We start from the raw sequence: 25,636 nt of genomic DNA, 5'->3' as shown, positions 1-25,636 counted from the left end.
GGCGTGCGCTCTAGCCCGGCGGCAGCACCTCGATCTGCAGGCCGCCGTAATAGGCCGCGAGGTTGTCGATGTCGGCGTCCGTGAGATCCTTGGCGACGACGTTCATCACCGCGTTGCTACGCGTGCCGTCCCGGTACTCTCGCAGGGCCTTGACGAGGTAGACCTCGACCTGGCCGGCGAGGTTCGGCGCCTCCGGCAGCTTCGAGAGCCCGTCGAGCCCGTGGCAGGCCTGGCAGGCCGCGGCGCGCTTGCGGCCCGCCGCGGCATCGCCCCCGGCCGTGGCCGGGAGCGCGCCGAGGACCAGCGCCGCGAGGGCGAGGCCGACAGCCTTCTTCGGCCCCCTCATTTGTCCCCAGCCTCGTAGGAGATGCGGTAGACCGCGCCCGCGGTATCGTCCGAGACGAGGAGCGAGCCGTCGAGCAGCACCGCCACGTCGACGGGGCGGCCCAGATACTCGCCATCCTTCGTCAGCCAGCCCTCGGCGAAGGGCTTCACCGAGGCGACCTTGCCGTCGGCTCCGAGCGTCGCGAACATGATGCGCGCGCCAACCGGCGTGGTGCGGTTCCACGAGCCGTGCTCGGCGATGAAGATGCCGCCCTGATAGGCCTTCGGGAATTGCTTGCCCGCATAGAAGGTCAGGCCGAGATCGGCCGCGTGTGGCGGCAGCTCGGCCTGCGGCGCCACGACGCCCGCGGGCGGGGTCTGGTCCTTGTACTCGGTGGTGCGGATCTGGCCGCCGCCGTACCAGGGGAAGCCGAAATTCTCGCCCGCCTTGGTGGCGCGGTTCAACTCGCCCGGCGGCGTATCGTCGCCCATGCCGTCGACTTGGTTGTCGGTGAACCAGAGACTCTTGTCGGCGGCGAAATCGATGCCGACCGAGTTGCGGATGCCGGTGGCGAAGACCTCGCGGTTCTTCCCGTCCGCGTCGACCCGGATGATGCCGCCGATGCCGGTCTTCGCGTAGAGGTCGAGCTTGTCGGCGGGCGGCACGTTGTAGGGCTGGCCGAGCGCGATGTAGGTCTTGCCGTCCGGCCCCACCCGGCAGACGCGTGCGGTGTGGTTGTAGCTTTCCTCGGAAGTCGGGATCAGCTCGCCCTGCTTGACCACGATGCCGGCGGCGACGTCCGGGTTCTCGTAGAAGAACTCCGCGGCCGGGAAGGCCAGCACCCGGTTCTGCTCGACGACGGTCAGCACGCCGTCGCGCGAGAAGCAGACCCCGTTCGGCACCTTGAAGCCGATGCCGGGCGCGAAGGCCCGCACCTCGTCGGCCACCCGGTCCTTGTCGCGGTCGGTGACGGTGTAGACCTTGCTCTTGCGAGTGCCGACGAAGAGTACGCCGGCATTGGGGCCGACCGCGATGGAGCGGGCATCCGGCACCACGGCGTAGAGATCGATCTTGAAGCCCGCCGGCAGCGTGATCTTGGCGAGCGTCTTGCGGATGGCGTCGGCGCGGCGCCCGGTCTGCGGCACCTCGGGCGCCGGCTCCGTGCCCGTGCTCTTGAAGGCCTGGAGCTTCTCCAAGTCGTCGGTCTTGCCCTTGGTCTCGCCGGGATGGGCACCCTGCGCCAGCGCGCCGACGGTGAGGGCCGCGCTCGTCAGGAGCGCGGTGAGGATCTGGGATCGCATGGGCTTCTTCCCCTGGGCCGCCCCGTGATCGGGCGTTCGGGGGCAAGTCTTGCGCGCGAGACAGCCGCGCGCAAGATGATCCTGTGACGGCCGGACGCCCCTGTCCGCGCGGGGGCGACGCCCTCGCGGATCCGTGACGGCGGCCCGGCTCAGGCCACCTTGCGCGGCACCAGCCGCTCGCTCCCCAGGGCCGCCTCGGCACCCGAGATTCCGGCCTCGGTGTACTCGGCATCCTCGTTGACCCGCCAGACGTCGTGGCGGCGCTGGCCGGCCAGGATGTTCTCGACGGTCAGCATCGCCGTCATCATGGCGTGGTCCTGGTTGTTGTACTTGTGCATGCCGTTGCGGCCGACGAGGTGCAGCGTCGGGAAATCCCGCTCTAGCTCCATGCGAACCATCGCGACGTTCGAAGCGTAGGTCTCGTCGTAGACCGGGTAGGCCTTGGGCTGGCGCACCACGCAGGCATCGACCACGTCGGCCGGATCGATCAGGCCGATCTTGCCGATCTCGGCCTTGGCGAGCGCCACGAGATCGGCGTCGGAGCTGTTCCAGAGCCCGTCGCCCTCGAAGCAGAAATATTCGAGCCCCAGGCAGGTGTGCCCCTCGTCCGGCACCATCTCGGGCGACCACGACAGGAAGTTCTGCACCCGGCCGACCTTCACGGACGGGTCGTGGATGTAGATCCAGTTGTCGGGGAAGGTCTTGTCGGACTTCGCGATGAGCGCGACCGTGAGGAAGTCGCGGTACTGCAGCGCGCGGGCGTGGAAGGTGCTCAAGGGCCGCGGGCGGATCGCGTCGACGAGCTCGCGCACGGGGGCCGAGGAGACGAGGTTGCGGGCCGTGTAGGTCTCGCGGCTGCCGTCGCCCATGAGCACGCTCACCGTCCAGATGCCGGTGGCGGGATCGTAGCTCAGCCCATCGACGCCGCGGTCGAGCAGCACCCGGCCACCCTGCGCCTGGATCTTCGCGGCGGCCGCCTCCCACATCATGCCGGGACCGCGGCGGGGATAACGGAAGGACTCGATCAGGGTCTTGATCACCGGCTCGTCGGTCTTGCCGCCTGCCTTGCCGCCTGCCTTGGGCTTTCCCCGCAGCCCGAGCGAGCGCATGAGCGCGTCGCGGATCGCGGCGCCGAGGTCGAGCCCCTTGATGCGCTGGGCCGCCCAGTCGGCCGAGATCGCGTCGCAGGACATGCCCCAGACCTTCTCGGTATAGGTCTTGAAGAAGATCGAGAATAGGCGCTCGCCGAACTGGTTGCGCACCCAGTCGTGGAAGCTCCGCGGCGTCTCGATGGGCTTGGCGCGGGCGTACAGGTAGGAGAGCACGCAGGCCGTGCTGGTGAGGAGCCCGAGGTTCCGCAGCGCCTCGAAGGCCTTGAGCGGGTAGGCGTAGTACTTGCCCTGGTAGTAGATCCGCGACAGGCGCGGGCGCTCGATGAAGTCGTCGGGCAGGATCTCGTCCCAGAGATCGACCACCGCCTTCGACTTGGAGAAGAAGCGGTGCCCGCCGATATCGAACAGGTAGCCGTTGTGGGAGACCGTGCGGGAGATGCCGCCGACCTGGGCGGGATCGCGCTCCAGCACCGTGACGGAGCGGCCGTGCTTCGACAGCAGGTAGGCGGCGGTCAGCCCCGCTGGCCCTGCGCCGACGACCAGCGTCTCGGTGTGATGGCTCATTCCCGGCTCCGGCGGGGCGATCCCCCCATCAGGTCCGCCCGAATGCGCCAGAGTATCCCCCCGAAGGGTTAACGAGCGCTGTCCCGGGAGCCGCTCCGGGCGCGAGCAGGCGCCACGCGGTGGCGAACAGGGCACCCGGAACCAGCGCGCAGAGGATCGGCTGGTCGAAGGTGATCAACACGAGGGCGAGGGGGATCAGGAGCCATACGGCAATCGCGAGCGGCGCGGCCGGGCGGCCGAGCGCCACGAGCGTCAGGCCCGGCGCGACGGCGGCGAGTTCGTAATGGCTCGCGTAGGGCTGCATCACCACAGGCGCGAGCAGCACGACGAGGAGCGCCACCGGATCCAGAGGCCGCGCAGGGCCCGGACCGCGATCCGGATCCGCCCGGCGTAGGACGAGCACCGCCGCCGCGAAGGCCAGGGCGGTCACAGCCCCCTGGATCGCCCAGGCCAGGGCCGCCGGCACGCCCAGGAAGCGCGCGCCGAAATAGGGCGTGACGGCGTGCGCGATCCAGCCCGCCTGGAAGGTGGTGATGAAGGCGCTGTGAGTCGGCATCGTCGTGCCGACGAAGCGTGCCCAGGCCTCCACGCCGAAGAGCGCGGCCGAGAGAGCCGCGAGGGTGGCGGTGCCGAGCAGCGCGGCCGGCATCCAGCGCCAGCGGCCCGCGCCGATGAGGATCAGCCCAAGCGCCAGCGCCAGCTGCGGCTTGATCGAGAGCGCGGCGAGGCAGAGCCCGGCGATCCAGGGGCGGCGCCGGCTCTCCAGCACGGCGAGTGTGCCGGCCAGCGCGATGAGGCCGCCGAAATGGCCGCAGAGCACCATCGCGCCGACCGGCGGCGCCGTGCAGACCACCAGGACGAGGCCGGGCCGCGCCGCCGGGCCGAGCCAGAGGCGCGTGGCGGCCGCGAGGGCGGCGAGGTTCAGGGCCGTCCAGGCGAGGAGCCCGGGCAGGAAGGGCAGGGCCGCCAGGGGCGTCAGGAAAAGCAGCGCGTGCGGTGGGTAGACGAAGAGCAGCCGCGGGTCGCGCGGAAGCGCGAAGGCGGCCATGACTGCGTCGCGATAGGCCGCGATGTCCGCGACGACGGCGCCCTTTCCGGCGAGGAACAGCCGCGGCGCCATCCAGAAGTTCACGAAGTCCCGCCCGAACGGGGCGCCGATCGTCCAGCCCTGGAGATCCCAGGGCCGGACGCTGAGCCACGCCAGCAGCGAGAGGAGGCCGCCGAGCGCCACGAGGAGGCGCTGGCGGGCCGAGAGGGAGGAGGGGACCATGACCGGGGCTCCGCGGAGCCGCAAGGTTAGGCCGGTCTGCCTGCCGGCCCCTTAACGCCGCCCGCGGCCCGGCTTGACCCGGCGTTAAGCGGCCTGCGCGATGCTGGCGGACGGTGCGGCCGTTGCGGGGCAGGGGCGGGATGGCGACGACTGGGATCCGGGCCGGGGCACCCGCGGCGGCGCGCGTCGACGTCCAGCTGCTGCTCTGGCTCGCCGTCGGGTTCTCGGTGCTCACCCTCAATGGGTCGGCCGATCTCTGGGACACGATCACCCGCCTGCGGGTGGCCGACCCCGACGACGCGATGCGCCTCGTGGGCGTGCGCGACCTGCTCGCCGGACAGGGCTGGTACGACAACACCCAGTACCGTTTCCTGCCCCCCGGCGGCGTGCCGAGCCACTGGTCGCGCCTCGTCGACGCGCCCATCGCTGGGCTGATCCTGCTGCTCACCCCCCTGGCCGGCCGGCCGCTGGCCGAGGGGCTGACGGCGGTGCTCTGGCCGCTGCTGCTGTTCGGCCTGTTCTGCCTGATGGTCCATCGGGGCGTGCGCCGGAGCTTCGGCCCGCGCGCGGCCGTTCTGGCGGTGTTCGCGGCGACGCAGACCTTCGGCATCCTCGTCCAGTTCCATGCGGGCCGGGTCGATCACCACAACCTCCAGATCCTGGCGGCCTTCGGCCTCGCCCTCTGCATCGTCCGCGGCGGCCTGCGCCCCGGCCTCGTCGGCGGAGGGCTCGCCGCGCTCTCCCTGGCGATCGGCCTGGAGGCGCTGCCCTACATCGCGCTCGGCGGCCTCTTCCTCGTGGGCGACTGGGTGCTGCGCGGCCGCTCGGCCCTGCCGGCCTTCCTGGGCTTCGGCCTCGGCCTGTCGGCGGCCTTCCCGCTCTTCGCTGCCCAGACCGCGCCCGGCCTGTGGGGGACGTCCTACTGCGACGCCCTCTCGCCGCCCTGGCTCTGGCTCGCCGCCGGCGGCTGCGCCACCGCGCTGGTCTGCGCGGGCCTCGACCGGCGCCTAGCCACGGCGGGCGCCCGCCTTGGGCTCGCCGCCCTCTGCGGCGGCCTCCTGCTCGCCGGGTTCGGCGCCCTGTTCCCCGCCTGCCTCGGCGGTCCCTTTCCGGGGATGACGCCGCTGGTGCGCGAGCACTGGCTCCACACCGTCAACGAGATGGCCCCGTTGTCGAAGTTCCTGGCCAGGCGGCAATGGGAGATCCTGGCCTTCTACCCCATCCTCGTCGTGGCGGCGGCTGCGGCCTCGGGCCTCGCCCTGCGCGGGCCCGAGCGGCGCCACTTCGGGGTCGCCGCCCTGTTCCTCTGGCCCGGTGTTGTGCTCGGCTTCTTCCAGCTGCGCGGCATCTACGTTGCGGTGGCCTTCGTGCCCCTGGTGGCGGGCCCGGTGATCGACCGCGCGCTCGCGGCCGCGCCGTCCTTGCGGGGCGCGCGCCTCTGGGGGGCCTTCGCGCTCAGCGCCGGCCTGATCGGCTCGTGCTGGACGGGGCTCGCCCTGCTGGCGGGAGCGCTCACGCCGACGGCCGGCAACGGCCGCGACCCGGCGGGCGCAGTCAATTGCCATGCGGACGCCGCCGTGGCGCCGCTCGCCGCCCTGCCGCCGGGCACGGTGCTGGCCTCCATCTTCATCGGCCCCTCGATCCTGCTGCGGACCCCCCATTCCGTGGTGGGCGCGCCCTATCACCGCGCCATCCCCGGCCTGTCCGCCGTCATCGAGGGTCTTGGCGGGACCGAGGCCGACCTCCTGCGGCAGGTGCGGGCCCACGACGTCCGCTATCTGGCGACCTGCCCGACGCGGCCGGGCGACGACCTTCAGGCCGAGACCGCCTTCGCGACGCGCCTCACCCGCGGCGAGGTCACCGTGCCGTGGCTGGAGCCGGTGGAGCTTCCGGGCAGCGCCCTGCGGGTCTGGCGGGTGCGCTAGAGCTGTTCCGACGCGCTCGCCTGCGCCGAGCCGGCCGCCGCTTCGGCAGAGAGTGCTCCGGTGCGCGGCTCAGGGTCCCTACGACTTCACCACCCGGTCGAGCCGGTTGTTGACGAAGAAGTAGAGCTCCTTCGCGCCGGGCTCAGTATAGAGCACCTGCACCTCCCGGCCCGCACGGCCCTCGCCGATCAGCACGTCGGTCGGCGCGCGGCCCTTCAGGCGTACAAGCTCGCACTCGCCGATGCCCGGCTCAATCTCCGCGGCGGCGCCGGGCACCGCCCCCGTGCAGCCACCCTCCGGCGTCAGCACCGGGCCGGTGAAGCTCGGCGGCGGTGCGGGCGGGCGCGGCGGCACAGGCGCGATCTCGCTCGGCGTCGGCGGCGTCCGGTCGGCGACGGTGCAGCCCGCGAGCGCGGCCACCGCGAGGACGGCCGCGAGGGCGAGATCGGCCCGGTTCATCGGGCCGCCTGCCCGCCGGCCGCCTCGCGCGCCTTCAGCGCGGCGGAGAACAGGGCGGCGGCGTCGCGCTTGAACGCCGCGCGCGAGTCCGGGCGCGAGTAGAACATGTGGCCGCCCGGATAGACCGCCAGACTCAGGCGCGGTCGCTCACCGTAGGACGGTATCTGGTCGATCAGCAGCTTCGAGGCGAAGTAGGGCGTGACGAGATCGGTGTAGCCGTGAGTGACCAGCACCCGCATGGTGCCGTCGAGCGCCAGCACGCTGCGCAGCTGCCCGAGCGCTTCCGGAGCCGAGCGGCCGGAATTCCAGCCCCAGCTCCGGTTCACCGCGCCGTTCAGGAGCTCGTAGCGTAGGTTCGGCACCCGCCAGTTCAGGCGCTTCGTGTAGAGGTCGATCATCGCGCTGGTGAGCGGCGCCTGGAGCGCGGTCAGCAGCGGGTCGTCGAAGCCCGAATGCGGGGCGGTCGGGTCCGGATCCCAGCCGGTCACCCCCGTGTCGTAGGCACTGGCGACGCGGCCCGCGGCCCGGTCGGCCTCGCGCTGGACGGTGCCGGTGGACAGGCGCCCGGCCTGCTGCCGCACGAGGGTGGGATCGAGCCCGGTGAGCGCGGCCACGCGCTCGGTGAGGCGGGCGACGGCTTGCGCGTCGTTCGGACCCTTCAGGAGGTCGGCGAGGTAGGGGCCGGTGGCGTAGCTCTCGGCGTCCCGCATCAGGTCCGGCGTCGGCCCCCGGCCCGAGCGCTCGAGGGCCGCGGCCGCGAAGGAGGGCAGGCGCAGCACGTGGCCCCAGGGGTTGGCCCGGGGCTGCTGCAGCCACGCGAAATCGAGCACCGGCGAGAGCAGCACCATGCCCGACAAGCCGACGCCAATATCCTCTTGGAGCTTCGCCGCGATCAAGGGCCCGCGGAAGCCGCCGTAGCTCTCGCCGACGAAGAATTTCGGGCTCGCCATGCGGTCGTTGGTGCGCAGGTACCGGGCGATCGCCGCGGCGAGCACGGAGCTGTCGGACTCGACGTTCCAGTAGGACTTGCCGTCCCCGTCCGCCGCCCGGCTGTAGCCGGTGCCGACCGGATCGATGAAGACGAGGTCGGTGAAATCGAGCCACGTGCCGTCGTTCGGCACCAGCGCCACGCTCTGCGACGGGCTGATGCTCGGCCCGTCGGCGGGCAGGCGCCAGGGGCCGATTGCCCCAATGTTGAGATAGGCCGAGGCCGCGCCGGGCCCGCCGTTGAGCGCGAAGGTGACCGGGCGCTCTTGGCCCGCCTCGGCCGGCCGCGTGTAGGCGATGTAGGCGATCTCGGCCTGGAGCTTCCCGGATTCGTCGACCAGCGGCAGGCTGCCGGCGGTCGCGGTGAAGTCGAGGTGCTTGCCGTCCGGCAGGGTGACGCTCTGCTGCGTCACCGCGTCGGCGGGCAGCTTGCGCCCCTCGCGCGATTCGGCCGCCGGGCGCTCCGGCCCGCGGCGGCCGCCCTCCCCACGCCCGGCTTCCTGGGCGTGCAGGGGCGCCTGCAACGGCGCGAGGCCGACGAGGAGGGCTGCGAGCAGCGCGGCTGTGCGTCCGGTCAAATGCGTCACGCCTTCTTGTTCCAGCGGCCGTCCTCGTCCTGCTGCCAGTAGGCGACCGCGTGGCCGGCGGCCTTGGCCTGGCGCCACTGCTCGCGGGCGCGCAGCAGCGCGTCCTGGTCGGTGCCGTCGAACAGGATGCAGATGCGCGCGTAATCGGCCGCGTCGGGGGGCAGGTCGGCGCCCTCCACGAGGAAGCGGATCGAGGCGCCGTTCGGGTTGAGGTCGCGCAGGGTCAGAACGACGGGCTGCGTGCCCGCATCGGGGTCCCGGTCGGTGCCGTGGGGCAGGAAGCTCTCGTCTGCGTAGGTCCAGAGCCCGTCGTCGAGGGCGGCGAGCCGCTCCTCGCTCACGGCCTGGATCGCGGCCTGCCAGCCGCGCTCCAGCGAGCGCTCGACGAGGTTGGGCAGCACCCGCTCCAGGGGCTGGCGCTGCATGTGGTAGAACAGGATCTCGGTCACGGCCCGCTAGAGATAGGCGCGCGCCCGCGGAGTGCGAGCGCGCCCGGGCGTCACACCGGGATCCGTCACACCAGACGGCTCTGCTCGATCGCCGCGCCGATGAAGCTCTGGAAGAGCGGGTGCGGCTCGAAGGGGCGCGACTTCAGCTCCGGGTGGTACTGCACGCCGATGAACCAGGGGTGGCCGACATGCTCCACGGTCTCCGGCAGGAGGCCGTCCGGCGAGGTGCCGGAGAAGCGCAGGCCCGCCGCCTCCAGCCGCTCGCGATAGGCCATGTTGACCTCGTAGCGGTGGCGGTGGCGCTCGGAGATCTCCGTGTCGCCGTAGATCTCGGCGATCTTGGTGCCGGCCCCGAGGCGGGCCTGATAGGCGCCCAGCCGCATCGTGCCGCCGAGATCGCCGGCGGCCGCGCGCTTCTCCAGCTCGTTGCCCTTGAGCCACTCGGTCAGCAGGCCGACCACCGGCTCGGAGGTCTCGCCGAACTCGGTCGAGTTCGCGTCCGCGATGCCGGCCAGCGCGCGGGCCGCCTCGATCACCGCCATCTGCATACCGAAGCAGATGCCGAAATACGGGATCTTGCGCTCGCGGGCGTAGCGGGCCGCGCGGATCTTGCCCTCGGCGCCGCGCTGGCCGAAGCCGCCCGGCACCAGGATGCCGTTGATGCCTTCCAGGAACGGCGCCGGATCCTCGCGCTCGAACACCTCGGACTCGATCCACTCGAGGTTCACCCGGCAGCGATGGGCGATGCCGCCGTGAGTGAGCGCCTCGGTGAGCGACTTGTAGGCGTCCTTCAGCCCCGTGTACTTGCCGACGATGGCGATGGAGACCTCGCCCTCGGGGTTCCGCACCCGCTCCGAGATGGTGCGCCAGCGGGTCAGGTCCGGCTCGTCCTTCGGCTCCAGGCCGAAATGGGCGAGCACCTCGCGGTCGAGGCCGGCCTCCCGGTAGGAGAGCGGCACGTCGTAGATCGAGGCCACGTCGCGCGCCTCGATGACCGCCGATTCGCGCACGTTGCAGAACAGGCCGAGCTTCCTCCGCTCGTCGGCCGGGATCGGCCGGTCGCAGCGGCAGAGCAGGAAGTCGGGCTGGATGCCGATCGAGCGCAGCTCCTTCACGGAGTGCTGGGTGGGCTTGGTCTTCAGCTCGCCCGCCGACGGGATGTAGGGCAGGAGCGTCAGGTGCATGAAGGCGGTCGTGCCGCGCGGCAGCTCCTGGCCGAGCTGGCGGATCGCCTCGAAGAAGGGCAGGCCCTCGATGTCGCCCACCGTGCCGCCGATCTCCACGAGCACGAAGTCGTAGGCCTCGTTGCCGTCGAGCACGAACGCCTTGATGGCGTTGGTGACGTGCGGGATCACCTGGATGGTCGCGCCGAGATAGTCGCCGCGGCGCTCCTTGGCGATGATGTCCTGATAGATCCGGCCCGTGGTGATGTTGTCGGCGCGCGTGGCCGGCAGGCCGGTGAAGCGCTCGTAATGGCCGAGGTCGAGGTCGGTCTCGGCGCCGTCGTCGGTGACGAAGACCTCGCCGTGCTGCGTCGGGCTCATCGTGCCCGGATCGACGTTGAGGTAGGGGTCGAGCTTGCGCAACCGCACGCGGTAGCCGCGTGCCTGAAGCAGAGCCGCGAGAGCGGCCGAGGCGAGACCTTTGCCGAGCGAGGAGACCACGCCGCCGGTGATGAAAACGTACCGCGTCATGGGCCTCGGTCCATAATCAAAGCGTGAGACTTTGCCAAACGGAACGCGGCCCGCGCCCCCCGTTTCCTGTGCTCGGGCGGCGCGGGACCGGGCCGCGTCGGCGGCATGGGTCTAGGTGGTGTCCGGCGGGCGCCTCGGCCCACCGGTCGTCGCTGCGCCGGTGCGGGCGGCGCCTCAGCGGGATTGCGGCGCCTCGGGCGGGCCGGCGGGCTGGCTCGGGGCGGGCGCCGGCGCGGCGGGCGCGCCCGGCGCCGTGGTCTGGTTCTGCTGCTGGCGCAGGGTGTCGAGCAGGTTGTCCGCGCCGCCCGGCTGCTGGCGCGCCGGCTGGCTCGTGCCGGCCCCGTCGAGGATCGAGCGCGGGCCAGCGGCGCGGTGCGACATCACGGCGAGCGTCATGCTGGTGACGAAGAACAGGGCGGCCAGGACCGCGGTGGCGCGGGTAAGCGCGTTGGCCTGGCCGCGGCCGGTCATGAACCCGGAGACGCCGCTGCCCCCGCCGCCGAGCCCGAGCCCGCCCTCGGAGCGCTGCAGCAGCACGACGCCGATCAGCGCGAGCACGATGATGAGGTGGACGACGATCAGGACGGTCTGCATCGGGGTTCCGGGGTCTTACCTGTCTGGCGCCGATCCCGAGAACGCTCGCGATGCTCAGGGATCAGAGGCGGGCGCGCCGCCGGCCGGTGCTCCAGCGCGCCGCCCGCATAATCGGCCGGGCCATACACCAGAAGCGGGCGCGCGCCAACAGGAAGCCGCTTGGCGCGTCCGCTTCGCGGGATACCCGCCAAGGCTTGCTGCGCGTCTCAGGCGTAGGCGTTGCAGATGCCCAGGAAGTCCTCGGCCACGAGGCTCGCGCCGCCGACGAGCGCGCCGTCGACGTTCTCGACCGCCATCAGCTCGCGCGCGTTGCCGGGCTTGACCGAGCCGCCGTAGAGGATGCGGATCTTGGCCGCCTCCTCGCCGACGAGCTTGTCGAGCATCTCCCGCAGGCTCGCGTGGACCTCGGCGATCTCGGCCGGCGTCGGGGTGCGACCGGAGCCGATCGCCCAGACCGGCTCGTAGGCGATCACCGTGTCCTCGGCGGTCGCGCCCTTGGGGATGCCGATGGCGAGCTGCGCCCGCACGATGCTGAGCGCGCGGCCCTGCTCGCGCTCCTCCATGGTCTCGCCGACGCAGATGATGCCGCAGAGGCCCGCGCGCCGGGCGCCCAGCGCCTTGGCGTGCACGCCGTCGTCGGTCTCGTGGTGGTAGGCGCGCCGCTCGGAATGGCCGACGATGACGTACTTGGCGCCGAGATCGGCCAGCATCTCCGCCGAGATCGAGCCCGTGAAGGCGCCGCTCGGGCGGGCGTGCAGGTTCTGGCCGCCGATGGCGATGGGCGAGCCGTAGGTCGCGGCGACGCAGGAGCCGATCAGCGTCGCGGGCGGGCAGATCAGCACGTCGATCGCCTCGACCAAGGCCGGCGAGAGCCCGTCGCGGATCGCCTCGACGGTCGCGAGCGAGGCGCGCGTGCCGTTCATCTTCCAGTTGCCCGCAACCAGAGGACGCCGCCCCGAACCCGCCATGCCCGTTCCCTCGATCGTGTCGTGCCGCCCGGATGGGGCGGGCCTAGCAGAGCAAGCTTGGGCGCGCAAACCGATCCGGTGACGCCGCCGCAGCCGGCGTTGCGGCTTCATCGGTAACTTGGCGAGGCGCCCGCGGATGGGCTATCGCGAATGCAAATGCGCGCACGCACATGAACGAGCAAGCGCGCGAACGGGTGACGGCCCCTGCGGCCCACGGGCGCGGGGAGGACGCGGGACAACGATGCTCCAGAACATTCGCGACGCCAGCCAGCACTGGCTCGGCAAGATCGTCCTGACGGTCATCTTCACCCTGCTGATCGCAGGCATCGGCATCTTCGGCGTCGAGGAGTTCTTCCGCGGCGGCTCCAGCACGACGGTCGCCACCGTCGGCAAGACGCAGATCGGCGCCGAGGCGGTGCGCAGCGCCTACCAGAACCAGCTCCAGCGCTTCCAGGCGCAGTTCCGCCGCAACATCACGCCGGACCAGGCCCGCGCGCTCGGCATCGAGCGGCAGGTGCTGCAGCAGCTCGTCACCGAGGCGGCCCTCGACCAGAAGACGAGCGATCTCGGCCTCGCGGTGTCCGACGCCGCCGTGCTGCGGGCGATCCAGGAGGAGAAGAGCTTCCAGAACGCGGAAGGCCGCTTCGACCGGGCGCAGTTCTACCAGACCCTGCAGCGGGCGGGCCTGAACGAGCAGCTCTTCGTGCGCGAGCAGCGGGCCGTCATCGCCCGCCTCCAGCTCGCCGAGGCGGTCTCGGCGGATCTGCCGGTGCCCCAGGCGATGCGCGAGGCCGTGCACCGCTACTCGACGGAGCGGCGCGCGGCCGCCTACCTCATCCTCACGCCCTCCGTGGCGGGCGAGATCCCGGCCCCGAGCGAGGACGATCTGAAGGCCTATTACGAGGCCGGCAAGGCGGCCTACCGTGCCCCCGAGACCCGCGCCGTGAACCTGCTGGTGCTCGACCCCGAGGCGCTGGCCAAGCCCGACGCCGTCTCGGCCGAGGAGGTGCAGAAGATCTACGACGCCCAGAAGGGCACGTTCGGCAAGCCGGAGCGTCGCACCATCCGGCAGATCGTCTTCCCCGACGAGGCCTCGGCCGAGGAGGCCCGCAAGGCGATCGAGTCCGGTGAGAAGAGCTTCGAGGCGGTGGCCAAGGAGCGCGGCACCGATGACAAGGACCTGACGCTGGGCACGCTGACGAAGGCCGAGCTGTTCGACCCGGCGGTGGCGGACGCCGCCTTCGCGCTCCAGCAGGGCAAAGTCAGCCAGCCGGTGAAGGGCCGCTTCGGCACCGTGCTCCTCGACGTCACGGCGATCGAGCCCGGCACGGTGAAGCCGCTGAGCGAAGTCGAGGGCGAGATCCGCCGGCAGGTCGCCCTGACCCGCGCCCGCGAGGGCATCGACAAGACCCACGACGCGGTCGAGGACGAGCGCGCGAGCGCCAAGCCGCTCGCCGACATCGCGAAGGAGCGCGGGCTCGCCCTCGTGACCGTGCCGGCCGTCGACGCGCAAGGGCGCGACCCGGCGGGCGAGAAGGTCGCGGGCATCCCGGAGACCGAGACCACGCTGCCGGCCGTGTTCCGCGCCGAGATCGGCGGCGACAACGAGCCGCTGCGCACCAAGGCCGGCGGCTACGTCTGGTACGACGTCACGAAGGTGGACGCCGCCCACGACAAGCCGCTCGAGGAAGTCCGCGACGCGGTCGCCGCCGGCTGGCGGGCGGCCGAGGTCGAGAAGCGCCTCCAGGCCAAGGGCCGGGAGCTCGCCGAGCGCCTCGACAAGGGCGAGACCATCGAGGCCCTGGCCACCGAGGCCGGCCTGAACCCGCACACGGCCGAGGACATCGCCCGCAACCAGCCCAAGGACCAGCTCACCGCCGACGTGGTGGCTCGCGTCTTCGCCACGAATGTCGGCAAGGCGGGCTCGGCCCAGGCCGGCGAGAACCGGGCCGTGTTCAAGGTCACGCAGGCGACCATGCCGGCCTACGTGCCGGGCAGCCCGAGCGACAAGACCGTGGAGGGCAACTTCCGCACGGCGATCGCCGACGACGTGCTCGGCGCCTACATCGCCGAGGTGCAGAAGAGCGCGGGCGTGAGCGTCAACCAGGCGGCGCTCCGCCGGGCCATCGGCGGCGAGTACTGATGTCCTCGCCCAGCGACTTCGACACCGTCCGGGCGGCCTACGAGGCGGGACGCCCGACGCTCCTCAGCCTGACCCTTGTGGCGGACCTAGAGACCCCGGTCGCCGCCTTCCTGAAGCTCCGGGCCGGGCATCCGGGTCCGGCCTTCCTGCTCGAATCCGTCGAGGGCGGCGCGGTGCGCGGGCGCTACTCGATGATCGGCCTCGACCCCGACTTGATCTGGCGCTGCCGGGACGGCCGGCCGGAGCGCACCACTGGCCCCGACCTCGCCCGGTTCGAGCCCGACGAGCGGGCGCCGCTGGCGAGCCTCCGGGCGCTGATCGCCGAGAGCGCCATCTCCGACGAGGGCGCGGATCTGCCGCCGATGGCGGCCGGCCTGTTCGGCTATCTCGGCTACGACATGGTCCGGGCGATGGAGCGGCTCCCCGAGCCGAACCCCGACCCGCTCGGCGTGCCGGACGCGGTGATGATCCGCCCGCGCACCATGGTGGTGTTCGACGCGGTGCGCGATCTGATCACCGTGGTCTGCCCGGTGCGGCCCGCCGAGGGCGTGCCCGCGCGCGCGGCCTACGAGGACGCTCTCGCCCGGCTCGACCGGGTGGCAGCGGCCCTCGAAGGGCCGCTGCCGATCGAGGCGCGGATCGACCTCTCCGAGGTAGCCCCTCCGGAGCCGGTCTCGAACACGCCGCCGGCCGATTACGCGGCGATGGTCGCCAAGGCGAAGGAGTACATCGTCGCGGGCGACATTTTCCAGGTGGTGCTCTCGCAGCGCTTCGAGGCGCCGTTCACGCTGCCGGCCTTCGCGCTCTACCGGAGCTTGCGCCGCACGAACCCGGCGCCGTTCCTGTGCTACCTCGATTTCGAGGCCTTCCAGGTCGTCTGCTCCAGCCCCGAGATCCTGGTGCGCCTGCGCGACGGTACGGTGACGATCCGGCCGATCGCCGGCACGCGCCGCCGCGGCGCCACGCCCGCCGAGGACCGGGCGCTTGCCGAGGAGCTTCTAGCCGACCCGAAGGAGCGCTCCGAGCACCTGATGCTGCTCGATCTCGGCCGCAACGATGTCGGCCGGGTCTCCAGCATCGGCAGCGTGCGGGTCACGGACTCGTTCTTCCTCGAGTACTACAGCCAGGTGATGCACATCGTCTCGAACGTCGAGGGCGACCTGGATCCCGCCCACGACGCGCTCTCGGCGCTGGCCGCGGGATTCCCGGCCGGCACGGTCTCAGGCGCCCCGAAGGTGCGGGCGATGGAGATCATCGACGAGTTGGAGCGCGAGAAGCGGGGGCCCTACGGGGGCTGCATCGGCTATTTCGGCGCGCGCGGCGAGATGGACACCTGTATCGTGCTGCGCACCGCGATCGTGAAGGACGGGCGCATGCACGTTCAAGCGGGCGCGGGCATCGTCTACGATTCGGACCCGGCCTCCGAGCAGCAGGAATGCGTCAACAAGGCCAAGGCCCTGTTCCGGGCGGCGGAGGAGGCGGTGCGCTTCGCCGCGCAGGCGCGGCGGGGACAGTAGGGCGCAGGACCCGCCCGTTCCCATCGAGCGGATCCGATCCCATATCCAGCCCGCTCGCAGCGCCGGTCCCGAGGTCTCGAATCCGCGTTCCCGTTGTTCGGGCGGAAGATGTGAGGCGGTGATGAGTGCGAGCGATCTTGCCGAGACCGGTCAGCCGGTCCGCACCGGCCTGATCCGGTCGATGGGCCGTGGCTTTCTCGGGCGCTGCCCGCATTGCGGCGCGGGGAAGATCTTCGGCCGCTTCCTCAAGGTGCGCCCCGCCTGCGAGGCCTGCGGGCTCGAATTGCACCACCATCGGGCCGACGACCTGCCGCCCTATCTGGTGATCTTCATCGTCGCCCACCTCGTCGGCTACCTGATTCTGGAGCTGGAGATGGGCTACGACGTGCCGCTGTGGTTCCAGCTCAGCTTCTGGCCGGTTGTGACGCTCGGGCTGGCGCTCGGGCTGCTCCAGCCGGTGAAGGGCGCGGTGGTCGGGCTGCAATACGCACTTGGCTTACACGGTTTCGCCGGGCTACCCGGAGTGCGCTCCGCGACGGAGGGAGGCCCAGCCATTGGACAGAACGGCGCCGGACAGGGCGGACACGGACGGGCCGATCTCGGCCGCGCCTGAAACGGCGGAGGCGCCCCCGGCGGCCAAGCCGCGCGCGCTGCGCCCGCGCGACGCCGCCACGCTGATCCTCATCGACCGCCGCCGGGGCGGTCCCCGCGTGCTGATGGGCCGGCGCAATCCCGGCCTCGCCTTCATGCCGGGCAAGTTCGTGTTCCCGGGCGGGCGCACGGAGCCCGGCGACCGGCGCATGCCGGTGGCGCACGCGCTGCCGGACTACGCCGAGGCCGCACTGGTGCGGCAGGTCTCGCGCCCGCCGCAGGATCTCGGGCGGATGCTGGCGCTCGCCGCCATCCGCGAGACCTTCGAGGAGACGGGCCTCGTCGTCGGCACCACCGAGTACGGGCCCCCCGAGACGGTGCCGCAGGGCTGGGAAGCCTTCGGCCGGCACGGCGTCCTGCCGGATCTGGAGGCGCTGCACCTCGTCGCCCGGGCGATCACGCCCCCGAAGCGCGTGCGGCGCTTCGATACCCGCTTCTTCACCGCCGAGCGCGGCGCCGTCGCGGCCGAGGAGCCGGGGCGGATCGGTCCGGAGGCCGAACTCGTCGAACTCGAATGGCTGCGGCTCGACGCGGCGCGCAAGCTCGACCTGCCCTTCATCACGCGCGCGATTCTCGACGAGCTCGAGGCCCAGATCGCGGTCGGTTTCGCGCCCTATCGCCAGATCCCGTTCCACTTCGAGCGCCATGGGAAGCGGGAGCGGGTGGCCCTGTAGAACGCTGTGGGTCTTGACCCAAGGGGCCGGATCGGGCATTGACCCGCGCGTATTCCGGCCGGGGGCAAAGCCCGGCCCTTTTCGTTTTCGCGTTTCGCTTACGCGGAATGCCGCGAAGCTCAGGAGCGCCTCCCCATGGCCAAGGCCGTCACCGTCAAGATCAAGCTCGTCTCCACCGCGGACACGGGCTACTTCTACGTCACCAAGAAGAACTCGCGCACGCAGACCGAGAAGCTGACGATGCGCAAGTACGATCCCGTCGCGCGCAAGCACGTCGAGTTCAAGGAAGCCAAGATCAAGTAATCCAGGCTTCTTCGTCAGACGCTTTCGAGAGCCGCTCCGGGCACGGGGCGGCTCTCTTCGTTCGGGGATCCCGAAGGACCTCGGGCCTTTTGGCCGCGCTCCGAGGTCACAGCTCCTGCGGAAACCCGTAGACTGTGCCGTCAAGCGTCGGGTCGAGCGTCCGGGTCAGGCCGCGGGCGATGGCCACGAGGGCGGTGACCATCGGGGTCGAGGGCTCACGCTTGGCCGCCACGAGGCCGATCGTGTGCTCCAGGCTCGGCGCGGTGATGGGGAGCGCCCGCACGCCCTCCATCGGCCCGAGCGCGTCGATCAGGATTTCCGGCAGCACGCTTGCCCAGCGCAGCGTGCGCACATGGGTCATCAGGACGATCATCGAGTTCGATTCTAGGGTGGTCGAGGGCTCCTGGCCGGCGGCCCGGATCTGCTGGTCGATGATGCGCCGGTTCTGCATGTTGGGTGTCAGCAGGCAGAGCGGGATGCGACCGACTTCCGCCCAGGTCACCGAGGCGCGCTCGGCGTAGGGGCCGCCTGCGGAGGTGAGCAGGCGGTAGCGCTCGCGGTAGAGCGGCACCGCAATGACGCGTCCTAGGGGCTCGTTGTCGAGGTAGGTCAGGCCGGCATCGGCCTCCAGGTTCTCGATCAGCGAGAAGATGTCCGTCGAGGTGGTTGACTCGACCGTCAGCCGCACGTCCGGATGGCGGGCGCGGTAGGGGGTCGTCAGGCTCGCCGCCATCGGCAGCGCCGTCGGGATCGCGGCGATGCGGAGATGCCCGGTCAGACCCTTGCGCAGCGCCGAGACGTCCTCGTGCATGGCGCGGGCGTCGGCCACGATCCGGCGGGCCCATTCGAGCACCCGCTCGCCCTCCGGCGTGAAGCCCTGGAAGCGCGAGCCGCGCAGCACGAGCTGCACCCCGAAGCGGTTCTCGAGCTGCTTCACCCCGGCCGAGAGGGTCTGCTGGGTCACGCCGCAGACCTCGGCGGCGTGACCGAAATGCTGCTCGCGGGCAAGGGCGAGCAGGAAGTCGAGCTTGTCGATCACGGGGTCTTCCGGCCGGCGCGCGGAGGGGCGCCGAACGCAGGGTAGTCCGCCAAGTCCTGGCCCTCAACCGGAGGGCATGGACGGCCTCAATCGAAGAGCGGCGCGAAGTTCTTCGCGAGCGGGAGCGAGGCCGGGTGGATCGGCCGGTAGCGCCCACCGTCACGCGCGGGCCGCCCGCGCCGCCGCACCACCTCGCGCTCGAAGGCGATGAAGGCTTCCGGCGTCCCGTCACGCCGCCGCAGAGCGCGCACGTCGATCTCGCAGAGATAGGCCTCGCCGTCCTTGCGGTAGTTCTGGAGGCAGCCCATGAAGCGGCCCTCGAGGCGCAGCGCCCGCTGGATCTGCCGGGTTGCCTCGCGGCTGGTGCCCGGCCCCTGCAGCACGCGTGGGGAGCGCCCGAGCACCTCGTCCGATCCGTAGCCGGTCATCCGGATGAAGGCCGGATTGGTGTACAGGACCGTCGGCCCGGGGCGATCGAGATCGATATCGGTCAGGACCACCGCGACATCGAGCGGCTCCGCGAACAGGCGGACGAGTTCGATGATGTTCATGGCTCCTTCCCCTCTCGGCGAGCCTATATCATGGTTAAGCAAATCCAAACAAATCGTTAACGACCCTTTATTCGGAGCGATTCCGTCGAGCAAGATAGAAGTAATTTGGCTGGAAATTCTGCCGTGGTGAGCGGATTATTCCGTGCCGCCAACCGGATCGATGCATAGGGGTTGACATTACTTTTGGTTGAATGGGTCTTGCGCAAGTGTATCGCGCAGCCTGCGGGGGCGACCATGCGGTGATCGGCATCGCGACCCGCCGCCCCGAGGCATGACGTTGCGTGCCCGTGCCGGCCCTTGCGGCGACGCCCGGACGTGGTCGGCGGGCACGCGGACACGGCAAAGCCCGGGCTCCTCTCGGGGCCCGGGCTGCGGATGTCGGCGGATGCGGCGCGCGTGCGCGTCAGCCGGCGTCGCTGGCGCCCGCGCCGAGAAGCTGCGGGTCGCGGGTGGCTGCGCGGACCGGGCTCTCCGCCCGCGGCTCCGCCCCGGTGAGGGCCCGGACCACGAGCTCGTCGACCCGCTCGCCCTGATCGGGCAGGGCGTTCTCCAGATGGGCGATCATCTTCGGCGTCCAGAAGGCCCGGATGTGCTTGTCGATCCCGGCGACCGCCTCCTCCTCCGGGTAGGAGCGGAAGAAGGCGGCGATCTGGTTGGCCATGCGGACGAGCTTGTCCGCCTGCGTGAGGGCGCTCATCCGGGCTTACTCCGCGGCCTTCAGCGACTGGGCGATGCGCGTCAGCGAGAAATCCTCCTCGTAGAACTTCGCCTGCCAGTCGGACGGCCGGTTTGTGCGCCGCACCTGCACCGCCGTCACCTTGTATTCGGGGCAGTTGGTCGCCCAGTCCGAGTAGTCGGTGGTAATGACGTTGGCGCCGGTCTTGGCGTGGTGGAAGGTGGTGTAGACCACGCCCGGCTGCATGCGCTCGGAGACCTTGGCCTTCAGGGCGATGTCGCCCGAGCGGCTCTCCAGGGCGACGAGATCGCCGTCCACGATGCCGCGCAGCTCCGCGTCGAAGGGGTGGATCTCCAGCACGTCCTCCTCGTGCCAGCGCGAATTGTGGGTCCGCCTTGTCTGCGCGCCGACATTGTACTGGGAGAGGATGCGGCCGGTGGTGAGGATGAGCGGGAACTTCGCCCCCGTGCGCTCCTCGGTCGGCACGAACTCGGTGATCATGAACCGGCCCTTGCCGCGCACGAAGCGGTCCACGTGCATCATCGGGGTGCCGAGCGGCGCCTGCTCGTTGCAGGGCCACTGCACGGAACCCAGCTCCTCGAGCTTGGCATAGGACACGCCCGTGAAGCTCGGGGTGAGCGCCGCGATCTCGTCCATGATCTCGGACGGGTGGCTGTAGTTCATTGGGTAGCCCAGCGCGTTGGAGAGCAGCACCGTGCCCTCCCAGTCTCCGTAGCCGCCCATCGGGGACATCACCTTGCGAACGCGGCTGATGCGGCGCTCGGCGTTGGTGAAGGTGCCGTCCTTCTCCAGGAACGAGGCGCCCGGCAGGAAGACGTGGGCGTACTTGGCGGTCTCGTTCAGGAACAGGTCCTGCACGACGATGCACTCCATCGCCATCAGGCCCGCGGTGACATGGTGCGTGTCGGGGTCGGACTGCGCGATGTCCTCGCCCTGGATGTACAGGCCCTTGAAGGCGCCATCGACGGCCTCGTCGAGCATGTTGGTGATGCGAAGCCCCGGCGCGTTGTCGAGCTTGGCGCCCCAGAGGGACTCGAAGCTCTCGCGGGTGGCGTCGTCCGAGACGTGGCGGTAGCCCGGCAGCTCGTGCGGGAACGAGCCCATGTCGCAGGAACCCTGCACGTTGTTCTGGCCGCGCAACGGGTTCACGCCCGCGCCCAGCATGCCGATATTGCCGGTGGCCATGGCGATGTTGGCCATGCCCATCACCATGGTGGAGCCCTGGCTGTGCTCGGTGACGCCGAGACCGTAGTAGATGCCGGCCGCGCCCCCGGTGGCGTAGAGGCGGGCGGCACCCCGCACCTGCTCAGGATCGAGGCCGGTGAATTGCTGCTGGTTCTCCGGTGCGTGGCGCTCGTCGGCGATGAAACGCGCCCAGGACTCGAACTCGGCGAGGTCGCAGCGCTCGCGCACATAGGCCTCGTCGATCAGCCCCTCGGTGACGATGACGTGCGCCAGCGAATTGATGAAGGCGACGTTGGAGCCGGGCTTCAGGGGCAGGTGATAGTCGGCCTTGATGTGGGGCGACTTCACGAGGTCGATCCTGCGCGGGTCGGCGACGATGAGCTTGGCGCCCTCGCGCAGGCGCTTCTTCATGCGCGAGCCGAAGACCGGGTGGCCGTCGGTCGGGTTGGCGCCGATCACCAGGATCACGTCGGAATGCGCCACGGAGGCGAAGTCCTGCGTGCCGGCGGAGGTGCCTAGCGTCGACATCAGGCCGTAACCGGTCGGCGAGTGGCAGACGCGGGCGCAGGTATCGACGTTGTTGTTGCCGAAGGCTGCGCGCACGAGCTTCTGGACGAGGTAGGCCTCCTCGTTGGTGCAGCGCGACGAGGTGATGCCGCCGACCGAGTCTTTTCCGTACTTCGCCTGGATGCGCTTGAACTCGGAGGCCGCGCGCTCGATCGCTTCCTCCCAAGAAACCTCGCGCCACGGATCCGTGATCTTCTCGCGGATCATCGGCTTGGTGATGCGGTCCTTGTGGGTGGCGTAGCCGTAGGCGAAGCGGCCCTTGACGCAGCTATGGCCCTCGTTGGCCTTGCCCCCCTTGTAGGGCACCATGCGGACGACCCGGTCGCCCTGCATCTCGGCCTTGAAGGAGCAGCCGACGCCGCAATAGGCGCAGGTCGTCACCTCGGCGTGCTCGGGCTGGCCGAACGCGTGGATCGACTTCTCCTGAAGCGTCGCGGTCGGGCAGGCCTGCACGCAGGCGCCGCAGGAGACGCACTCGGATTCGAAGAAGTTCGTCGGACCCGCGGCGACGCGCGAGTCGAAGCCGCGACCACTGATCGTCAGCGCGAAGGTGCCCTGCACCTCCTCGCAGGCGCGGACGCAGCGGTTGCAGACGATGCACTTCGATGGATCGTAGGTGAAGTAGGGGTTGGACTCGTCCTTCGGCAGGTACTTCTCCGAGGTCGGCCGGACGTGGTTGTCGCCCTCGTAGCCGTAGCGCACGTCGCGCAGGCCCACGATTCCCGCCTGGGTCTGCAACTCGCAGTCGCCGTTCGCCGCGCAGGTCAGGCAGTCGAGCGGGTGGTCGGAGATGTAGAGCTCCATCACGCCCTTGCGCAGACGCGCGAGCTTGTCCGACTGCGTGCGCACCACCATGCCGTTCTCGGCGGGCGTGGTGCAGGAGGCGGGCGTGCCGCGCCGCCCCTCGATCTCGACGAGGCAGAGGCGGCAGGAGCCGAAGGGCTCGAGCGAGTCGGTGGCGCAGAGCTTCGGGATCTGCGTGCCCGCGTTCATCGCGGCCGCCATCACCGAGGTGCCGGCCGGGACCGTCACGGACATGCCGTCGATGGTCAGCGTCACCGTCTGCGCGCTGACGCGGATCGGCGTGCCGTAGTCGATTTCCTTGATCAGGCCCATCGACGCCTCCTCACTCGGCCGCCACCGGGAAGTCCCCGGCGCGCCTGAAATCCTCGGGGAAATGGGTGATCGCGCTCATCACGGGCATCGGGGTCAGCCCGCCCATGGCGCAGAGCGACCCATCGGTCATGACCTCGCAGAGATCCTCGACCAGCTTCAGGTTCTGGTCCGGCCGGATGCCGGAGATCACCTTGTCCATCGTCTCGACGCCGCGGGTCGCGCCGATGCGGCAGGGGGTGCACTTGCCGCACGATTCCGCGGCGCAGAACTCGAAGGCGAAGCGGGCCTGTTTGGCCATGTCGACGGTGTCGTCGAAGACCACGATGCCGCCGTGGCCGACGAGGCCTTTCTTCGCCGCCATCGCCTCGTAGTCGAGGGGCGTGTCGAGGAGCGCGTCCGGGAAGTAGGCGCCGAGCGGGCCGCCGACCTGCACGGCCCGGACCGGTCGGCCGGAGCGGGTGCCGCCGCCGAAATCCTCGATCACCTCGCGCAGCGTGATGCCGAAGGCCACCTCGATCAGGCCGCCGTGCCGGATGTTGCCGGCGAGCTGGATCGGCAGGGTGCCGAGCGAGCGGCCCATGCCGTAATCGGCGTAGGCCTTGGCGCCGTGCTCGAGGATCCAGGGCACGGCCGTGAAGGTCATCACGTTGTTGACGAGCGTCGGCCTGCCGAGGAAGCCCTTCAGCGCCGGGATCGGGGGCTTGGCCCGCACGATGCCGCGGCGGCCCTCCAGGCTCTCCAGCAGCGAGGTCTCCTCGCCGCAGATATAGGCGCCGGCGCCGAGCCGCACGTCCAGGTGGAAGGCCTTGCCCGAGCCCATGACGTCGTCGCCCAGCACCCCGGCCTTCACGCCGTTGGCGATGGCCTCCTTCAGGGTCTCGAAGGCTTGCGGGTACTCGGAGCGCAGGTAGATGTAGCCCCGCGTGGCGCCCGTCGCGATGCCCGCGATGGTCATGCCCTCGATGAGGTTGAAGGGGTCGCCCTCCATCATCATCCGGTCGGCGAAGGTGCCGGAATCGCCCTCGTCGGCGTTGCAGACCACGTATTTCTGGTCCGCCTCGGCGAGCATCACGGTGTTCCACTTGATGCCGGCCGGGAAGCCCGCGCCGCCGCGGCCGCGCAGGCCCGACTCGCGCACCTCGGCGACGATGCCCTCGGCGTTTGTCTTCAGCGCGGCCTCGAGCCCGCGATAGCCGCCATGGGCCCGGTAATCCTCGACCGAGACGGGATCGACCACGCCGCAGCGGTGGAAGGTTAGGCGCTGCTGCCGGGCGAGGTAGGGGATCTTTTCCGGATCGCCGAGGCGCAGGGCGTGCTCCCCACCCGTCGTGATGCCGGCCTCGAGCAGGGCATCAACGTCCTTGGGGGTGACCGGTCCGTAGGCGACCCGGCCCTCCGGCGTCTCGACCTCCACCATCGGCTCAAGCCAGAACAGGCCGCGCGAGCCGGTGCGCTTGATGGCGACGTCGAGGCCGCGGCGCTCGGCACCGGCGAAGAGGGTGCGGGCAACCTTGTTGGCGCCGAGCCCGAGCGCGACGGCGTCGCGCGGAACGGTGATCGTGACGCTCACTGGCGCACCTCCGTCAGGGCGGCCTCGAGGGCGTCGGCGGTCAGGTGGGCGACCGGCTCGCCATCGACGAGGGCGGCCGGACCGTTGGCGCAGAGGCCGAGGCAGTAGACCGGCTCGACGGTGCAGGAGCCGTCCGCCGTGGTGCCGTGCCACCCGGTGCCGAGCCGCCGGAGGATGTCGGCGTGAAGGCTGTCGCATCCGACCGCCTGACAGGCCTCGGCGCGGCAGAGCTTCACCGTATGACGGCCCGCCGGTGCGCTGCGGAAATCGTGGTAGAAGGTGATGCAGCCGTGGACCTCGGCCCGCGACAGATTCAGCGCGTCGGCGATGAGCGGCACGGCACCCGCATCGACGTAGCCGAAGGTCTCCTGCAGGGCGTGCAGGATCGGCAGCGTCGCCCCTTCGAGATGGGTGTGCTCTGCGATGATCCCGGCGGCGCGCGGGGCGCTCCAGGGCTCGAAACGCGGCATCGTTTCCTACCTACATTGTTCCTGTTCTAAGCCCTGAGAGGAACAGAAATGCAGGTCGGCTTCAATCAAGCGCTCGGGTGGTCCGACAAAGGACGCCTGTCGAGGTGTAACTTCCCAATTTGCTGAGCCGCTCTGGAAGGTTGCTGCCAGAGCTGGGCGATGCGTATGCGCGTCACCTCAGCTTCGCGCGTCGATCAATCGCGCAATAAAATGCAGGTTGGTCCCGGGGGCCGGCAGAACCGGCCGCCCGATCAGAATTCCATGTCGAGTTCCTCGATCTCGTCCGGCTCCTCGGCGGCGGCCTCGGCCCACTCCATCATCAGGGGCCAGCGCAGGATCGTGTCGCGGTAGGCGCTCGCGCGCGGCGGCAGGGCGACATCGTAGGTGCGGAAGCGCGTGCAGACGGGGGCGTACATGGCGTCGGCCAGTGTGGGACGCTCGCCGAACAGGAAGGGACCGTCGTAGCGGGCCAGGCAATCGTCGAAGATCGTGACGATGCGCTCGATGTCGGTCCTGGCGCCGTTGAAGATCCGGAAGTTCGGGTGGAAGGCCTTCAGGTTCATCGGCAGGGCCGAACGCAGGTTGATGAAGCCGCTGTGCATCTCGCCCGCGATGGAGCGGCAATGGGCACGCGCCGCCCGATCCTTCGGCAGGAAGCCCGCGTCGGGGAAGGTCTCGTTGAGGTACTGGGCGATGGCGAGCGTGTCCCAGACCACGATGCCCTCGTGGCGCAGACGGGGCACGAGGAACGAGGGCGAGAGATGGAGCAGTTCGGCCCGGCTGGCGGCGTCGTCGCCGGCCAGGATCTCGGTCGCGAAGTCGAGTCCGGCCATCCGGCAGACCAGCCAGCCGCGCAGCGACCAGGACGAGTAGTTGCGGCTGGAGATCGTCAGCGTCGCCGTCATGATCGTCGCCTCC

The 25,636-nt window shown here is 70.7% G+C and carries 23 protein-coding genes; 6 read left to right on the top strand and 17 right to left on the bottom strand.

Features of this window, described 5'->3' with window-relative positions; translation table 11 throughout:
* Positions 1-10 precede the first annotated feature (10 nt).
* The 4 genes from MFF54_RS00805 to MFF54_RS00790 form a co-directional block, all read right to left on the bottom strand.
* Positions 11-346 (bottom strand): c-type cytochrome, encoded by a 336-nt coding sequence (locus MFF54_RS00805; RefSeq protein WP_238300528.1) that lies wholly within the window; start codon positions 344-346, stop codon positions 11-13.
* A complete protein-coding gene (locus tag MFF54_RS00800; protein ID WP_238300526.1) occupies positions 343-1,626 on the bottom strand; it encodes a PQQ-dependent sugar dehydrogenase in 1,284 nt (427 codons plus the stop codon). Before MFF54_RS00800 ends, MFF54_RS00805 begins: the two co-directional genes overlap by 4 nt.
* A gap of 149 nt (positions 1,627-1,775) precedes the next feature.
* Positions 1,776-3,302 carry an NAD(P)/FAD-dependent oxidoreductase gene (locus tag MFF54_RS00795; RefSeq protein ID WP_238300524.1) on the bottom strand — a complete coding sequence of 509 codons (1,527 nt, stop codon included), beginning with the start codon at positions 3,300-3,302 and terminating at the stop codon, positions 1,776-1,778.
* Positions 3,303-3,330: 28 nt separating this feature from the next.
* Positions 3,331-4,572: a glycosyltransferase family 87 protein gene (locus MFF54_RS00790; RefSeq protein ID WP_238300522.1), complete on the bottom strand. Its 1,242-nt coding sequence runs from the start codon at positions 4,570-4,572 to the stop codon at positions 3,331-3,333.
* 140 nt (positions 4,573-4,712) lie between these two features.
* Between MFF54_RS00790 and MFF54_RS00785 the strand changes: the two genes are divergently transcribed.
* Positions 4,713-6,497, top strand: coding sequence for a hypothetical protein (locus MFF54_RS00785; protein WP_238300520.1), 1,785 nt, complete (start codon positions 4,713-4,715; stop codon positions 6,495-6,497).
* Positions 6,498-6,575: 78 nt separating this feature from the next.
* On the opposite strand, the gene MFF54_RS00780 is transcribed toward MFF54_RS00785, so the two are convergent.
* The 6 genes from MFF54_RS00780 to tpiA form a co-directional block, all read right to left on the bottom strand.
* Positions 6,576-6,956, bottom strand: coding sequence for a hypothetical protein (locus MFF54_RS00780; protein WP_238300518.1), 381 nt, complete (start codon positions 6,954-6,956; stop codon positions 6,576-6,578).
* Positions 6,953-8,530: a S10 family peptidase gene (locus MFF54_RS00775; RefSeq protein ID WP_238300516.1), complete on the bottom strand. Its 1,578-nt coding sequence runs from the start codon at positions 8,528-8,530 to the stop codon at positions 6,953-6,955. Before MFF54_RS00775 ends, MFF54_RS00780 begins: the two co-directional genes overlap by 4 nt.
* Positions 8,527-8,979, bottom strand: coding sequence for a DNA polymerase III subunit chi (locus tag MFF54_RS00770; RefSeq protein ID WP_238300514.1), 453 nt, complete (start codon positions 8,977-8,979; stop codon positions 8,527-8,529). Before MFF54_RS00770 ends, MFF54_RS00775 begins: the two co-directional genes overlap by 4 nt.
* A gap of 65 nt (positions 8,980-9,044) precedes the next feature.
* On the bottom strand, positions 9,045-10,673 hold the full coding sequence (gene pyrG, locus MFF54_RS00765; protein ID WP_238300512.1) for a CTP synthase: 1,629 nt from the start codon (positions 10,671-10,673) through the stop codon (positions 9,045-9,047).
* A gap of 174 nt (positions 10,674-10,847) precedes the next feature.
* Positions 10,848-11,267: a preprotein translocase subunit SecG gene (gene secG / locus MFF54_RS00760; protein ID WP_238300511.1), complete on the bottom strand. Its 420-nt coding sequence runs from the start codon at positions 11,265-11,267 to the stop codon at positions 10,848-10,850.
* 206 nt (positions 11,268-11,473) lie between these two features.
* Complete coding sequence (tpiA, locus tag MFF54_RS00755; RefSeq protein WP_238300509.1) at positions 11,474-12,235, bottom strand: triose-phosphate isomerase; 762 nt, start codon at positions 12,233-12,235, stop codon at positions 11,474-11,476.
* 241 nt (positions 12,236-12,476) lie between these two features.
* On the opposite strand from tpiA, the gene MFF54_RS00750 reads away from it, so the two are divergent.
* The 5 genes from MFF54_RS00750 (at position 12,477) to rpmG (ending at position 17,523) form a co-directional block, all read left to right on the top strand.
* Positions 12,477-14,378: a SurA N-terminal domain-containing protein gene (locus MFF54_RS00750; protein WP_238300507.1), complete on the top strand. Its 1,902-nt coding sequence runs from the start codon at positions 12,477-12,479 to the stop codon at positions 14,376-14,378.
* On the top strand, positions 14,378-15,895 hold the full coding sequence (gene trpE / locus MFF54_RS00745) for an anthranilate synthase component I (RefSeq protein WP_238300504.1): 1,518 nt from the start codon (positions 14,378-14,380) through the stop codon (positions 15,893-15,895). Before MFF54_RS00750 ends, trpE begins: the two co-directional genes overlap by 1 nt.
* A 121-nt stretch (positions 15,896-16,016) precedes the next feature.
* Complete coding sequence (locus MFF54_RS00740) at positions 16,017-16,508, top strand: DUF983 domain-containing protein (RefSeq protein ID WP_238300503.1); 492 nt, start codon at positions 16,017-16,019, stop codon at positions 16,506-16,508.
* Entirely contained in the window at positions 16,492-17,220 is a 729-nt protein-coding gene (locus MFF54_RS00735) for an NUDIX hydrolase (protein ID WP_238300570.1), read from the top strand. The genes MFF54_RS00740 and MFF54_RS00735 overlap by 17 nt, the downstream gene beginning before the upstream one ends.
* A 135-nt stretch (positions 17,221-17,355) precedes the next feature.
* Positions 17,356-17,523: a 50S ribosomal protein L33 gene (gene rpmG / locus MFF54_RS00730; RefSeq protein WP_238300501.1), complete on the top strand. Its 168-nt coding sequence runs from the start codon at positions 17,356-17,358 to the stop codon at positions 17,521-17,523.
* A 106-nt stretch (positions 17,524-17,629) separates the two neighbouring features.
* Here the strand turns inward: rpmG and MFF54_RS00725 are convergent, their stop codons facing one another.
* The 7 genes from MFF54_RS00725 to MFF54_RS00695 form a co-directional block, all read right to left on the bottom strand.
* A complete protein-coding gene (locus MFF54_RS00725) occupies positions 17,630-18,562 on the bottom strand; it encodes a LysR family transcriptional regulator (protein WP_238300499.1) in 933 nt (310 codons plus the stop codon).
* Positions 18,563-18,648: 86 nt separating this feature from the next.
* Positions 18,649-19,113 (bottom strand): PAS domain-containing protein, encoded by a 465-nt coding sequence (locus MFF54_RS00720; protein WP_238300497.1) that lies wholly within the window; start codon positions 19,111-19,113, stop codon positions 18,649-18,651.
* A gap of 403 nt (positions 19,114-19,516) precedes the next feature.
* Positions 19,517-19,810, bottom strand: a complete 294-nt coding sequence (locus MFF54_RS00715) for a formate dehydrogenase subunit delta (protein ID WP_238300494.1) — start codon at positions 19,808-19,810, stop codon at positions 19,517-19,519.
* 6 nt (positions 19,811-19,816) lie between these two features.
* A complete protein-coding gene (gene fdhF / locus MFF54_RS00710; protein WP_238300492.1) occupies positions 19,817-22,678 on the bottom strand; it encodes a formate dehydrogenase subunit alpha in 2,862 nt (953 codons plus the stop codon).
* Positions 22,679-22,688: 10 nt separating this feature from the next.
* Positions 22,689-24,248, bottom strand: coding sequence for a formate dehydrogenase beta subunit (locus MFF54_RS00705; RefSeq protein ID WP_238300490.1), 1,560 nt, complete (start codon positions 24,246-24,248; stop codon positions 22,689-22,691).
* Complete coding sequence (locus MFF54_RS00700; protein WP_238300488.1) at positions 24,245-24,718, bottom strand: formate dehydrogenase subunit gamma; 474 nt, start codon at positions 24,716-24,718, stop codon at positions 24,245-24,247. Before MFF54_RS00700 ends, MFF54_RS00705 begins: the two co-directional genes overlap by 4 nt.
* A 251-nt stretch (positions 24,719-24,969) precedes the next feature.
* Positions 24,970-25,626, bottom strand: coding sequence for a glutathione S-transferase family protein (locus MFF54_RS00695; RefSeq protein ID WP_238300569.1), 657 nt, complete (start codon positions 25,624-25,626; stop codon positions 24,970-24,972).
* Between the last annotated feature and the right edge of the window lie 10 nt (positions 25,627-25,636).

The organism is Methylobacterium gregans (assembly GCF_022179245.1).
Taxonomy (GTDB): Bacteria; Pseudomonadota; Alphaproteobacteria; order Rhizobiales; family Beijerinckiaceae; genus Methylobacterium; species Methylobacterium gregans.
This window is presented reverse-complemented; position numbering and strand designations above follow the sequence as displayed.

What these genes read in the sequence shown, in the direction of transcription:
- MFF54_RS00805 (WP_238300528.1), bottom strand. Translation starts at nt 346, where the DNA reads ATGAGGGGGCCGAAGAAGGCTGTCGGCCTCGCCCTCGCGGCGCTGGTC.
- MFF54_RS00800 (WP_238300526.1), bottom strand. Translation starts at nt 1,626, where the DNA reads ATGCGATCCCAGATCCTCACCGCGCTCCTGACGAGCGCGGCCCTCACC.
- MFF54_RS00795 (WP_238300524.1), bottom strand. Translation starts at nt 3,302, where the DNA reads ATGAGCCATCACACCGAGACGCTGGTCGTCGGCGCAGGGCCAGCGGGG.
- MFF54_RS00790 (WP_238300522.1), bottom strand. Translation starts at nt 4,572, where the DNA reads ATGGTCCCCTCCTCCCTCTCGGCCCGCCAGCGCCTCCTCGTGGCGCTC.
- MFF54_RS00785 (WP_238300520.1), top strand. Translation starts at nt 4,713, where the DNA reads ATGGCGACGACTGGGATCCGGGCCGGGGCACCCGCGGCGGCGCGCGTC.
- MFF54_RS00780 (WP_238300518.1), bottom strand. Translation starts at nt 6,956, where the DNA reads ATGAACCGGGCCGATCTCGCCCTCGCGGCCGTCCTCGCGGTGGCCGCG.
- pyrG (WP_238300512.1), bottom strand. Translation starts at nt 10,673, where the DNA reads ATGACGCGGTACGTTTTCATCACCGGCGGCGTGGTCTCCTCGCTCGGC.
- secG (WP_238300511.1), bottom strand. Translation starts at nt 11,267, where the DNA reads ATGCAGACCGTCCTGATCGTCGTCCACCTCATCATCGTGCTCGCGCTG.
- tpiA (WP_238300509.1), bottom strand. Translation starts at nt 12,235, where the DNA reads ATGGCGGGTTCGGGGCGGCGTCCTCTGGTTGCGGGCAACTGGAAGATG.
- MFF54_RS00750 (WP_238300507.1), top strand. Translation starts at nt 12,477, where the DNA reads ATGCTCCAGAACATTCGCGACGCCAGCCAGCACTGGCTCGGCAAGATC.
- trpE (WP_238300504.1), top strand. Translation starts at nt 14,378, where the DNA reads ATGTCCTCGCCCAGCGACTTCGACACCGTCCGGGCGGCCTACGAGGCG.
- MFF54_RS00740 (WP_238300503.1), top strand. Translation starts at nt 16,017, where the DNA reads ATGAGTGCGAGCGATCTTGCCGAGACCGGTCAGCCGGTCCGCACCGGC.
- rpmG (WP_238300501.1), top strand. Translation starts at nt 17,356, where the DNA reads ATGGCCAAGGCCGTCACCGTCAAGATCAAGCTCGTCTCCACCGCGGAC.
- MFF54_RS00720 (WP_238300497.1), bottom strand. Translation starts at nt 19,113, where the DNA reads ATGAACATCATCGAACTCGTCCGCCTGTTCGCGGAGCCGCTCGATGTC.
- MFF54_RS00715 (WP_238300494.1), bottom strand. Translation starts at nt 19,810, where the DNA reads ATGAGCGCCCTCACGCAGGCGGACAAGCTCGTCCGCATGGCCAACCAG.
- fdhF (WP_238300492.1), bottom strand. Translation starts at nt 22,678, where the DNA reads ATGGGCCTGATCAAGGAAATCGACTACGGCACGCCGATCCGCGTCAGC.
- MFF54_RS00700 (WP_238300488.1), bottom strand. Translation starts at nt 24,718, where the DNA reads ATGCCGCGTTTCGAGCCCTGGAGCGCCCCGCGCGCCGCCGGGATCATC.